This is a genomic window from Flavobacterium sp. CECT 9288 (assembly GCF_918731615.1).
Taxonomy (GTDB): Bacteria; Bacteroidota; Bacteroidia; order Flavobacteriales; family Flavobacteriaceae; genus Flavobacterium.
Genome location: NZ_OU957226.1, coordinates 2,141,969 through 2,153,835, shown reverse-complemented (window position 1 = coordinate 2,153,835; position 11,867 = coordinate 2,141,969). Strand labels below are relative to the sequence as shown.

Annotated in this window: 11 protein-coding genes; 7 read left to right on the top strand and 4 right to left on the bottom strand. The window is 31.7% G+C overall.

Annotation, left to right across the window (positions count from 1 at the left end; genetic code table 11):
- Positions 1 to 156 precede the first annotated feature (156 nt).
- Positions 157 to 951, bottom strand: a complete 795-nt coding sequence (locus LQ189_RS09480) for a glycosyltransferase family 2 protein (protein WP_230156166.1) — start codon at positions 949 to 951, stop codon at positions 157 to 159.
- Positions 952 to 1,104: 153 nt separating this feature from the next.
- On the opposite strand from LQ189_RS09480, the gene LQ189_RS09475 reads away from it, so the two are divergent.
- Positions 1,105 to 2,268 carry a glycosyltransferase gene (locus LQ189_RS09475; protein ID WP_230156165.1) on the top strand — a complete coding sequence of 388 codons (1,164 nt, stop codon included), beginning with the start codon at positions 1,105 to 1,107 and terminating at the stop codon, positions 2,266 to 2,268.
- Between the two features lie 7 nt (positions 2,269 to 2,275).
- On the opposite strand, the gene LQ189_RS09470 is transcribed toward LQ189_RS09475, so the two are convergent.
- Entirely contained in the window at positions 2,276 to 3,394 is a 1,119-nt protein-coding gene (locus LQ189_RS09470) for a glycosyltransferase family 1 protein (protein ID WP_230156164.1), read from the bottom strand.
- An 11-nt stretch (positions 3,395 to 3,405) separates the two neighbouring features.
- Positions 3,406 to 4,221, bottom strand: coding sequence for a 2,3,4,5-tetrahydropyridine-2,6-dicarboxylate N-succinyltransferase (locus tag LQ189_RS09465; RefSeq protein ID WP_230156163.1), 816 nt, complete (start codon positions 4,219 to 4,221; stop codon positions 3,406 to 3,408).
- A 341-nt stretch (positions 4,222 to 4,562) separates the two neighbouring features.
- Between LQ189_RS09465 and LQ189_RS09460 the strand changes: the two genes are divergently transcribed.
- From LQ189_RS09460 to LQ189_RS09450, 3 genes are all read left to right on the top strand, one after another.
- Positions 4,563 to 5,141: a hypothetical protein gene (locus LQ189_RS09460; protein WP_230156162.1), complete on the top strand. Its 579-nt coding sequence runs from the start codon at positions 4,563 to 4,565 to the stop codon at positions 5,139 to 5,141.
- 77 nt (positions 5,142 to 5,218) lie between these two features.
- Positions 5,219 to 5,635 (top strand): Holliday junction resolvase RuvX, encoded by a 417-nt coding sequence (gene ruvX, locus LQ189_RS09455; protein WP_158729504.1) that lies wholly within the window; start codon positions 5,219 to 5,221, stop codon positions 5,633 to 5,635.
- Positions 5,636 to 5,753: 118 nt separating this feature from the next.
- Positions 5,754 to 7,247, top strand: coding sequence for a malate:quinone oxidoreductase (locus LQ189_RS09450; protein ID WP_230156161.1), 1,494 nt, complete (start codon positions 5,754 to 5,756; stop codon positions 7,245 to 7,247).
- A gap of 62 nt (positions 7,248 to 7,309) precedes the next feature.
- Here the strand turns inward: LQ189_RS09450 and LQ189_RS09445 are convergent, their stop codons facing one another.
- Positions 7,310 to 9,523 (bottom strand): FUSC family membrane protein, encoded by a 2,214-nt coding sequence (locus LQ189_RS09445; protein ID WP_230156159.1) that lies wholly within the window; start codon positions 9,521 to 9,523, stop codon positions 7,310 to 7,312.
- Positions 9,524 to 9,715: 192 nt separating this feature from the next.
- Here LQ189_RS09445 and def point away from each other — a divergent pair, with 192 nt between their 5' ends.
- The 3 genes from def (at position 9,716) to mazG (ending at position 11,732) form a co-directional block, all read left to right on the top strand.
- Positions 9,716 to 10,303, top strand: coding sequence for a peptide deformylase (gene def / locus LQ189_RS09440; protein WP_086453103.1), 588 nt, complete (start codon positions 9,716 to 9,718; stop codon positions 10,301 to 10,303).
- An 84-nt stretch (positions 10,304 to 10,387) separates the two neighbouring features.
- Positions 10,388 to 10,873, top strand: coding sequence for a DUF5606 domain-containing protein (locus tag LQ189_RS09435; protein WP_230156156.1), 486 nt, complete (start codon positions 10,388 to 10,390; stop codon positions 10,871 to 10,873).
- Positions 10,874 to 10,949: 76 nt separating this feature from the next.
- Complete coding sequence (mazG, locus tag LQ189_RS09430; RefSeq protein ID WP_230156147.1) at positions 10,950 to 11,732, top strand: nucleoside triphosphate pyrophosphohydrolase; 783 nt, start codon at positions 10,950 to 10,952, stop codon at positions 11,730 to 11,732.
- Positions 11,733 to 11,867: the final 135 nt, after the last annotated feature.

Genomic DNA, 11,867 nt, shown 5'->3' with positions numbered 1-11,867 from the left:
GAATTATTTTTTTATGCCTACTAATCCAGCTGTATTTAGCAATTAATTTTTGGGCTTAAATAGAGATTTTGTATGTGAAATTCTTTTTAATACGAGTAAAAAAATATGTTTTTAGTAAGTTATAGTAAAAACTATTGTCAATATTACTGCTGAGCTTTAGAAGTTATTAATGCCGTTTTTTGCCATTTTTAGGTTAGAATTTACAGCTTTTTCTAGAATATTATAATTTGAATTTGCAGAATCAGTATTTCTTTCTTTGTGATAAATGTGGTAGACTATCCCCATATTTTTCATCACCCTTTTTTTTAGATTGCAATTAATTAGTCTTGCAGCTAATTCAGAATCTTCATAGCCCCAACCCTGTAAATTATTATCGTATCCATTAACTCTATAAACATCTTTACGCCAGAATGCCATATTACATCCTAGCATTTTAAGTTTATCTTCTTTTTTGTAAATTAAAAGTTTTGTCAAAAAAGGGAATCGAATGCCATTTCCTCTGTTTTTAATTCCTTTAGAAAAAAGTGAGACGTTTATAGTCTTATTAGCTAAAATTTTTTTTGATAAATTTTCTTCCATTTTTAGTCTGCTCCCTCTTACAAAACAATTTTCTTTGGCTATTTTGAGATGATCTTTGATGAAATGCTTATGTAAAATTACATCTCCATCTATCTGAATAATATAATCTCCAGAACTTATTTTTATCGCTTTGTTTCTAATTTCGGATAATCTAAAACCTTTGTCTTCATGGAATACATGGATTAGCGGTATTTGAAACTTAGATTGATAAAATGTTATCATGTCTTTTGTTTCAATTGTTGAACCGTCATCTGCAATAACTATTTCTTTTGGAAAAACAGATTGTGTTAAGGCACTCTTCAAAACAAGCTCCAGTGCTTCTGGCCAGTTGTAAGTTGATATTATTAGCGAAGACGTAGTTTTTTCTTTCATTTATCTACAGTTGATATCTTTTTTTATTCTTAACCAAAATAATGGAATTACAAATTTAAATTTTAAATTTAATAGTTAAATCATGACTTACGAATTTTTATTAAAATTAAATTTAGATACATTTGTATACCTATTTATAATAAAAGTAAACTTATGTCTTTAGAGAATAAAGCCTTTTTTTTGATTGATTATTCTTTGACAGGAGGGGTAGAGAGAGTTAATGCAAACTTATCTTTTTTGTTTGAACAAAACAATGTAGATTTCAAACATATTATTTCTTTATATAGTTTTAATAAGTCTCCTGAAATTAATTACTCATCACATTTAAGAGTTCACGTTGTTAATCCAATTTCAAAAAGAAGATTGATTGAAAGTATTACTAAAGTTTTAAGGGATAATAACATTACTTCAATTATTTTTCAAGGCGATAACATGACTATTTCTTTGGCCGTTTTGAAAGCAGCAAAAAAAGCAAATTGTAAAGCTATTTTGCATTATCATGGTTCTCCACATGCATATTTAAGAAAATATATTTTTAGAGAAGATGTAATTAGGAATCCTATTTTAATTTTTAAATGGTTGTTTTCTAAAATTGTTTATCCTTTAAAAAAAAATAAATTAAAAAGAGTAATTCAATTCGCCCAAGATGGTTTTGTTTGTGTAAGTCAAGGTGCAGAACAAGAGATAAAAGATTTATATAATCTTAAAGAATCCTTTAGTCATAAAATTATCACGATATATAATCCTTTATTTTTCAAAAGAATAAATATCGATAATCTGTTTTCAGAAAAAGAACAAATAATATCATTTGTTTCTAGATTGACTCATAAGCACAAGAATGTGATGCTTATCGTTAAAACTTGGATTTTGCTTGCCGATAAATACCCTCAATGGAAATTACAGATTTTAGGGGATGGACATTTAAAAACAATAATGGAATCATTTTTTGAAAAAAATAAAATTCGAAATGTTCAGTTTTGCGGGAATGTGAAAAATATTGAAGAAAGACTGATTAAAAGTAGTATATCTGTAAGTACTTCTAATTGTGAAGGATTTGGACTTGCAATGGCTGAAGCTGCTTATTTTGGAAATGCACTAGTTGCCACCAAAAGTGATGGTGGTTTGAAAGATATTATTTTGGAAGCTCAAACTGGTTTCTTTGTGCCATTAAATAATGCCCCCAGTTTAGCATTAGCAATTGAAAAATTAATTCAAAATCATGAATTGCGTACTAAATTTGGGAAAAATGCACAGAAGAAGATCGAAAGCTTAGATTTTAAAAATGAAATAATAAAATGGAAGAAGCTATTAGTATAAATTATATTTAATTATCTAAGCTTTTATAAATAGCAATAATCTTGTTTGCTATAACTTCATCATTAAATTTTTGTACAAATTCAAACCCTTTTTGTATCATATTTTCACGAAATTCTTTGTCTACTAATAGTTTTTGTATGGCTTTTTCAAGATCTAACACATTTGTAGGATCAATATACACTGAATTGGGTCCGCCTGCCTCTGGGAAAACACCTCCTTGAGTTGTAATTACTGGAGTTTTTGAATATAAAGCTTCAATAATTGGTATTCCAAAGCCTTCATATAAAGATGGATAAACAAAAATCTTAGCTTGTTGATACAGTATTGCCAGCTCTTCAAGAGTTAGTCCTTTCAAGAAGATTACTTTATGTTCCAGATTGTGTTTCTTGATGTAACTTTTTACTTCAATAGCATAATCGGTCTCTTTACCTACAATTACTAAACAAGTATTTATATTATGAAGTGTTTTAACAGCTAGTAAAATATTTTTTCTAGTTTCAATAGTACCCACGTTAAGAATAAATTCTTTTGGCAAATTGTATTTGGATACAATCTTTTTTTTATCGCTCTCAGTGAATACCTTTTTGAAAATAGCGTGGCATCCTTGGTAAATTACCTTTATTTTTTCGGGATCAATTTTTAAAAACTCAACAATATCATCTTTTGTTTGTTCACTAATTGCAATAACCACATCTGCTTGATGCGCAGCTTTGTTGAATTTATAAAAGTGAATTTTGCGATCAAAAAAGGAATATAAATTTGGGAATTTCACAAAAATGAGATCATGAATGGTAACCACACTCTTTATATTGGCGTGGTTTAGTCCAGACGGGATTTCACCAGATAAACCATGAAAAATGGTAATGCCATCTTTTGTTAAATCCTTTACAACTCCTTTTTGTCTCCATAAATTATAAAATTTTTTGTAAAAAGGAGACTGTGGTTTCTTTTCAAAAACATTTGTTCTATTCGCCTCAAATAGATTGTCATTCGATCGTTTTGGATTGTATAAATAGTAATGGTTTTCAGGATAATATTGGCTTAGTAAGCGTACCAAATCACGACTATAGTTACCAAGTCCAGTTTTGTTATGAAAGATTCTTTTTGCTTCAAAGCCAATATTCATCTGATATGTGTTTAAACCGCTACGTCATATTCACGTAAAGCATTATTTAATGATGTTTTTAAATCTGTTGATGGTTTACGAGTTCCAATAATTAAAGCGCAAGGCACTTGGAATTCACCAGCAGCGAATTTTTTAGTATAACTTCCAGGAATTACTACAGACCTTGCAGGAACAAAGCCTTTCATTTCCACAGGCTCATCACCTGTAACATCTATAATCTTTGTAGAGGCAGTCAAGCAAACGTTAGCTCCAAGTACTGCTTCTTTTCCTACGTGAACACCCTCAACTACAATACAGCGTGAACCAATAAAGGCACCGTCTTCTATAATTACAGGAGCAGCTTGTAATGGCTCAAGTACACCACCAATTCCAACACCACCACTTAAGTGTACGTTTTTACCAATTTGTGCACAACTTCCAACAGTAGCCCAAGTATCTACCATAGTTCCCTCGTCTACATAAGCTCCAATGTTAACATAACTAGGCATTAAAATCACACCACTTGAGATATAGGCTCCGTAACGTGCTACGGCATTAGGAACCACACGAATTCCTTTTTCGGCATAGTTTCTTTTTAAAAGCATTTTATCGTGGTACTCAAAAATTCCAGATTCCCAAGTTTCCATTTTTTGTATTGGGAAATACATCACCACTGCTTTTTTAACCCATTCGTTTACTTGCCATCCGTCGCCAATAGGCTCTGCAACACGAAGTTTACCAGCATCAAGTAATTCGATTACTTCTCTAATCGCATCTGTTGTAGTGGTTTCTTGTAATAAAGCTCTGTTTTCCCAGGCTTGTTCTATAATAGTTTGTAATGGATTCATCTTTTAATTGATTTTTAGGCAAAGATAGGATTTTTAGCCAAAAGCAAAACAGTTAAAAACTGACTAAAATGTTACAGATCTAACTTAAATTTATAAATCACCGCTGTTATGAGATTAGAGTTTTAGACTAATATTAAAACCCAAGTCCTTTAATTATTGAGATCGGTCACTTTGGATGAATTATGAATAGTTTAGAAAGTTTTTATATTAATAAAAATGAAATAAGATCTACACTAGAGTTAAATTATAAATGTACTCCAAGACTTAGCGATAAAATTTGTGAATTAATTTTGATATTTTGGCATTGTATGTGCTATTACCTTTTTGTAAAAGTTATATTTATGAAAAGAATTATACTAATTGGGATACTATTATTTGTTTTTCAAAGTTGTGGTCTCTATTCTTCAAATGGCATCTATAGACAAACAGATTCAATTAAAAACACCATTGTAGTCTCTTGTAAACAAAGGTATTTTATTAAAAATAACAGTGAAATCTTTTATGCAAATAATGATTTTGTCTTAGAAAAAAAGAAAGAATCTGATACATTTAGTTCTTTTTTTAATTTGTTTACAAGCCAAGATTTTGGCAAAATAGACAGCGTGGTTTATGTGAAAATAAACGATAGAATTTACTCTAAAACGATCAAAAATTACAGTAAAAGTATACATATAGAAACAAAAACCGATACCGAGTCTATTAAAGATAATGAGGATAAAAAAGTCGAAATTGTTACAGGTTTTCAAAGTGATTCTCGTTTAATGCATCAATTTGAATTGAATTATAACGAAGAGGAGCTCCTTGAATTTAAAAATATTAATACACTTAGTTTCCAGTTTTATAAAAACAGAAAGCCAATCTTGATCAATGTTAACACTTCTGAAATCCTTAAAATAAGAAATATATTTAACCAAAAATAATCTAATTAAATAATAACTTTATCTTAGCATTTTAATTAGCTAATTTTAATTTTAGTACTAAGTTTTTATATTTTAATATGCCAAGAATACTCGCCATTGATTACGGACAAAAAAGAACAGGAATTGCAGTTACTGACGAAATGCAAATTATTGCTTCAGGTTTGACGACAGTGACTTCTAGTACTGCAATCGCTTTTTTAAAAGATTATTTTGCTAAAGAAAAAGTAGAAGCTGTTCTAATAGGAGAGCCCAAACAAATGAATGGACTACCCTCTGAAAGTGCTTCCATTGTCAAAGGATTTGTGACTCATTTTACCAATCATTTTCCGGATATGAAAGTCATTCGCGTAGACGAACGCTTTACCTCTAAAATGGCTTTTCAGTCCATGATAGACAACGGAATGAGTAAAAAACAGCGTCAAAATAAAGCACTTATTGATGAAATTGCAGCAACTATAATGCTGCAAGATTACCTAAATAGAAAATCTTTTTAAGGTTCAAGAGAATATGTTGACTTTTTGAGAAAAATGTTTGAAAAATGTAACTTTTTGGTTCAGTTTTATACTTTTTTTTGGAATTTAATAATTTATCTTTGCATTTTAAAATCTTATTATGCCTGATACAACGATACGTACCCACAGCGAAGTAGTTCTTATAGGAGCTGGAATCATGAGCGCCACTCTAGGTTTAATTTTAAAAGAGTTGAAACCTGATATTACAATTGAAATATACGAACGATTAGATATGGCAGCTGCCGAAAGTTCTGATGCATGGAATAATGCAGGAACTGGTCACTCCGCTTTTTGTGAGCTAAATTATACTCCAGAGGGCGAAGATGGTAGTATTAATCCAAATAAAGCGATAAGTATTGCTGAATCATTTGAAGTTTCAAGACAATTTTGGGCTTACTTAGTTCAAGAAAATAAAGTTCCCTCGCCTGAAAAATTCATCAAAAGCATTCCTCATCTCAGTTTTGTTTGGGGCGAAAAAAATATAGAATACCTTAAAAAAAGATTTGAAGCCTTGCAAGCCAATCCTCTTTTTAAGGAAATGATTTTTAGCGAAGATTTTTCTGAATTAAAGAAATGGATGCCTCTAGTAATGGAAGGCAGAGATGAGTCTGATAAAGTTGCTGCTACTACAATGGCAATTGGTACCGATGTGAATTTTGGAGAATTAACTCGAAGTATTTTTAATTACCTTACTAGTCTAGATGGTGTTACGATTCATTTTAATCATGAAGTTCTAAAGCTAAGACAGAAAGATGATAAATCTTGGAGAATTAAAATAAAGAATTTGGCTAACGGCCAAATACGTAAAGCATATACTAAGTTTGTTTTTATTGGAGCAGGAGGAGGTTCTTTACCTTTACTTGAAAAAGCTGATGTTCCAGAAGGAAAAGGATATGGTGGATTCCCAGTAAGTGGTCAATGGCTAAAATGTACTAATCCTGATGTGATTGCAAAGCATCAAGCTAAAGTATACGGTAAAGCTAGCGTGGGCGCTCCGCCTATGTCTGTACCACATATTGATTCAAGAGTTATCAATGGAGAAAAACAATTGCTTTTTGGACCATTTGCAGGTTTCTCAACTCGGTTTTTAAAAAATGGTTCTTATTCTGATTTGCCTTTGTCTATAAAGACAGATAATATTATACCTATGATTGCAGCGGGTATCAAAAATATTCCGCTTACTAAGTATCTGATAGAACAAGTACGTCAATCTCAAAAAGATAGAATCAATGCTTTACGTGAGTATGTGCCAGGTGCACGCTCTAAGGATTGGGTACTAGAACGTGCAGGTCAGCGAGTTCAAGTTATTAAAAAAGATGAAAAGGAAGGTGGTATTCTAGAATTTGGTACCGAAGTAATTACAACTGCTGATGGAACATTATCGGTATTGTTAGGAGCTTCTCCAGGAGCATCTACTGCTGTTTCTATAATGATTGACTTGATTAGTAGGTGTTTTGTAGACGAATATCAAACTCAAGAATGGCAAGATAAACTTAAAGTTATGGTACCATCATTTGGACAGAAATTAAATGAAAACCCTGAACTATTAAAAGAAGTTCGTGAAAATACGGCCAAAGTATTGAAGTTAAATTAATATTTGGGCGATTCATATTTATAAAAAAACGCTAGAGCATATTTCATGTTCTAGCGTTTTTTTTAGCTAATACTCTTTAAAGTTTGTGTGGTTTGAACTATTTTTTCAGATAAGTTAATCAGCCACATGAGTTGTTCTATAACTAGTTGCGCCTCTTGCATAACCGAGTCAAAATCAGTTTCAGTGCTGTTTTTATGAATGCTGATTTCTCTTTGTTGAATATTTTTTAGTTCTGTGAATCTTAGTTTTAATTCGTTTACAGATGAAGGTGTAATTGCTAGATTTTTACCATTTAAAGTTTCGATAGCATTTTCTAAATTTTGAATTCCTGTATTTACTACTACATTAAATGATTCTGACGCCGCAGTAGTTTTATGGGATTGAATATAAGTGCCTAATGAAGCTATCGAGGAAAGTAAAGAGTGGTTTAGAACGGCTAATTCATAAACTTGTTCTAGATGAAATTGTTTTGTTTTGGGTTCTTGAACCATTCTTTGGTAACAAGCCATTAGATTTCCTATTTCTATAAACGCATTTTTTCGAGCTAGTTTGTAGGATGTTGATAAAGTACTTTTGGTATTGTAATAAATAGAGATTTCTTTTAAATAATTTTGATTGGCAAGTACTGCCTTTTTAATCGTTGCGGGAGCGCTCAAAAATTCCCAAGTAGGCCATAAAACATAATTGGCCACAGCTGCTAGTAAAGCACCTACAAGAGTATCTACAATTCTATACTGTACAAGTTCATTCACGTTTGGAGTTAGTATTCCGTATATAAAAACCACATACATGGTTACAAATGTAGCTCCGATTTTATAATTAGTTTGTGAAAATGCAAACCCAAGCAGCATGCAAATAATACAAAACATGCTAATTATAAAATTATCTTTAATGAAATAAAGGATTCCAAAAGCAATAATTCCACCGAGGATAGTTCCAGTTATTCGTTGAAACGTGCGTTCTTTGGTTAAACCATATCCTGGTTTCATAATGACGATAATGGTTAACAAAATCCAGTAAGCGTTTTGAAAAGGGAAGTAGTTCCCTAGTGCTAAGCCTATTATTAAGGTAACTGTTATTCGTAAGGAATGTCTAAATATGGAGGATGAAAAACTGAGGTTCTCTATTAATGTTGTCCATGGGTAATGCTGAGGGGTTAAAAATTTCTCGATGTCCTTATCAAGACCTTTGTATTCAAGTGTGTTATAATCTCTTGTAAAAGCATGTTCAATGGTTTTTATTTTATCTACTTGCTTGTCAGCATACTGTAACATGGTGGTTAACATAAAAACTCCTTCGGCTGCTTGTTGTTTGCCAAGGGCTCTCTCATATTGAGTGATAACAATTTGCAAGGCATTTATGTCTTCCCAAAAGGAAAGTTTATCGAGTTGTGTTTTTCCTTTTTTAATACTTTTTGAAAAAATCTGTAGGCTTGACGCCAAATGGTACGCCAGCTTTTGATAGGTGGCTAGCACTTTTGGATGATCGTCAAATTTATCGTGTAGTTTTTTATGATCAAATGCTGTTGATAAAGCCAATTCAAGAATTTCAACAAGGCAAATAAAGACAACAAGCATTTTTCTATTTGCAGCAGAGGAGCCATTGATGCTGTGATTGGGTATTAATACTTCTCTAATATTCTGATGAATGACGTTGAGTTCTACCTGTAAATGAAGCTGCTTTTTGGTAATTGCTTTTCGATCTGCGTTTAAGGACCACAAATCACCCCTAAGTTTTAAATATTTCGCGCTAAGTTTCATGCATTCCTGTACTTGCAGTTCTAAATACCTATTTGGTTTTAGATAATGAAACACAAGAGAAACTAGTAAATAAAAAACCCCACCAGCAAAAATTAAAAGCGCGTGAAAAAACATGGGGCAACCTGAAGCTGTATTAGAAAATGCTAAAGCCAGAGCTACCAAGCAAGAAAAGGATAACATACTAGCCCTTTGCCCATAGACAGATACAATTGAAATAGAAAAAATTAATAAAGTAATTATGAGGTAGAATAAGACTTTATAAGGAAAAAAGATATTGACTATTAGCGTAATAATAGAAGTTAATATTGCCGTAAGCACTATGCCATATATTTTTTGGTTTAAGCTACTTGCTATGTCACTTGGATATACAAATATAGCTCCCAGTGCCAGTACAAAACCTATATTAAACATACCAAAATAAGTAAAAACAACTACAGGAATTACCGCCGCAATAGTTACTTTTAGTGCGTTTGTAAAAGAAGCCGTGTCTATAAATTTTTGAATCTCTGTAAGCATATCTCTAGGTTGTAACAAAGATAAGATTTGAAAAAGTTAAAAGAGGTATAAACAGCGTACTTCTGTCTAAAAGATTTAATTTATTTTAAAAATTGATAGTATAATATTCATTGTTTATTTTTTACTATTTTTGCAAACTGAATAAAAAAGCTGGATACCATATTTTTTAGCTCCTAATTTTAACACTGTACAATGATTTTACCAATTATAGCTTACGGCGATCCCGTATTAAGAAAAACAGGAGAACTTGTTACTGCAGATTTTCCTAATCTAAAGGAAATCATTTCAAATATGTATGAAACCATGTATAATGCTCATGGTGTGGGTCTTGCAGCTCCTCAGGTAGGTCTTGCTTTACGCATATTTGTAATAGACACAACTCCTTTTAGCGATGACGATGAACTAGATTCTACAGAACAAAATAAATTGAAAGGGTTTAAAAAAACTTTTATCAATGCTAGAATGGTAAAAGAAGAAGGGGAATTATGGAGTTTTAATGAAGGATGCTTAAGTATTCCAGATGTAAGAGAGGATGTTTACAGAAATCCAACGATTACATTAGAGTATTGCGAAGAAGATTTTGTAATGAAAACTGAAGTATTTGACGGACTCATAGCCCGCGTAATTCAACATGAATACGATCATATTGAAGGCGTTTTATTTACGGATAAAATTTCGTCTTTAAAAAAACGATTGATTCAAAAGAAATTAAAAAACATATTAGAAGGGAAAACTTTTCAGGAGTACCGAATGAAATTTTTCGGAAAAAAGGGAAGATAAGTCAAGCTAAGACAAGCGTGGTACAATTTTTGGGTACCCAAATAAAATTAATTAATCCAATTTTCAATAACAATTACACGAACCATGAATTTAGAAAAAATATTAGCCATTTCAGGAAAACCAGGTTTGTACATTTTGAAAGTACAAACTAGATCAGGATTTGTGGCTGAGTCATTAGCTGATGGAAAAAAAATTACAGTAAACTTAAAAAGTAATGTAAGCTTACTTTCTGAAATTTCGATTTATACTTACGAAGGTGAAAAACCATTATCTGAAATCATGCAAACTATTGCAGATAAAGAAAATAAAGGTGAAGCTTTATCTCATAAAGCTGAAAACGCAAAATTAATGGAGTATTTCAAAGTTATTTTGCCTAATTATGATGAAGATAGAGTATACCCATCTGATATTAAAAAAATATTAAACTGGTACGGAATTTTACAATCAAAAGGATTGCTTAATGATGATGCTCCAGCTACTGCCGAAGAGCCAAGTGCACCGGCTGTTGAAGAAGTTAATGAAGAAGCTACAGAAAAACCAGCTAAAAAAGCAAAAGCTAAAAAAGAATAACAAAAGCTTTAAAACATTTAATCCCATTCAGGACGTTCTTGAATGGGATTTTTTTATTTTTACCAAAACAATATTGATGAATACAAGAGCCGCACAACTACAAGCATTTGACAGACTACTTACTATAATGGATGATTTGAGGGAAAAATGTCCTTGGGATCAAAAACAAACCATGCAATCCTTGCGTCATCTTACAATTGAAGAAACCTATGAACTTGGTGATGCTATTTTAGATAATGATTTAAATGAAGTGAAGAAGGAATTGGGAGATCTCTTGTTGCACATTGTTTTTTATGCTAAAATAGGAAGTGAAACTAGTGATTTTGATATTGCTGATGTGTGTCATGAAATTTCTGAAAAATTGATACACCGTCATCCCCACATTTATAGTGATACAGTAGTGAAGGACGAAGAAGAAGTCAAGCAAAATTGGGAGAAATTAAAACTCAAAGAAGGTAAGAAATCTGTTTTGGAAGGAGTTCCTAAAAGTTTGCCGGCCTTAGTCAAAGCCAGTCGAATTCAGGATAAAGTGAAAGGAGTAGGATTTGATTGGGAAGAGACGCATCAAGTTTGGGATAAAGTGCAAGAGGAATTAGAGGAACTACAAGTTGAAGTGCAAACGGGAGATCAGGACAAGATAGAAGCGGAGTTTGGTGACGTTTTGTTTTCAATGATTAATTACGCCCGATTTTTGAATGTTAATCCCGAAGATGCCTTGGAACGAACCAATAAAAAATTCATTAAACGATTTCAGTATTTGGAAAGTAAAGCTTCAGAGTTAGGAAAACCTTTAATGGATATGACATTGGCTGAAATGGATATTTTTTGGGAAGAAGCGAAGCGTCTTCCTAACAAATAGGAATTGGAAATCTCTGATTTCTAAATAACTCAATTTTGGGAAGAAGCGAAAAGATTGTAGTTGTCAGTTTGCAGTATTCAGTATCTTGTAATCAATATTAAGAGTTTAAAGTCTAGTTTTAGAATAATTTATAAT

Bases quoted from the DNA above. Each gene is read 5' to 3' on its own strand.
- LQ189_RS09480 (WP_230156166.1), bottom strand. From the start codon at position 951: ATGAAAGAAAAAACTACGTCTTCGCTAATAATATCAACTTACAACTGG.
- LQ189_RS09475 (WP_230156165.1), top strand. From the start codon at position 1,105: ATGTCTTTAGAGAATAAAGCCTTTTTTTTGATTGATTATTCTTTGACA.
- LQ189_RS09470 (WP_230156164.1), bottom strand. From the start codon at position 3,394: ATGAATATTGGCTTTGAAGCAAAAAGAATCTTTCATAACAAAACTGGA.
- LQ189_RS09465 (WP_230156163.1), bottom strand. From the start codon at position 4,221: ATGAATCCATTACAAACTATTATAGAACAAGCCTGGGAAAACAGAGCT.
- LQ189_RS09460 (WP_230156162.1), top strand. From the start codon at position 4,563: ATGAAAAGAATTATACTAATTGGGATACTATTATTTGTTTTTCAAAGT.
- ruvX (WP_158729504.1), top strand. From the start codon at position 5,219: ATGCCAAGAATACTCGCCATTGATTACGGACAAAAAAGAACAGGAATT.
- LQ189_RS09450 (WP_230156161.1), top strand. From the start codon at position 5,754: ATGCCTGATACAACGATACGTACCCACAGCGAAGTAGTTCTTATAGGA.
- LQ189_RS09445 (WP_230156159.1), bottom strand. From the start codon at position 9,523: ATGCTTACAGAGATTCAAAAATTTATAGACACGGCTTCTTTTACAAAC.
- def (WP_086453103.1), top strand. From the start codon at position 9,716: ATGATTTTACCAATTATAGCTTACGGCGATCCCGTATTAAGAAAAACA.
- LQ189_RS09435 (WP_230156156.1), top strand. From the start codon at position 10,388: ATGAATTTAGAAAAAATATTAGCCATTTCAGGAAAACCAGGTTTGTAC.
- mazG (WP_230156147.1), top strand. From the start codon at position 10,950: ATGAATACAAGAGCCGCACAACTACAAGCATTTGACAGACTACTTACT.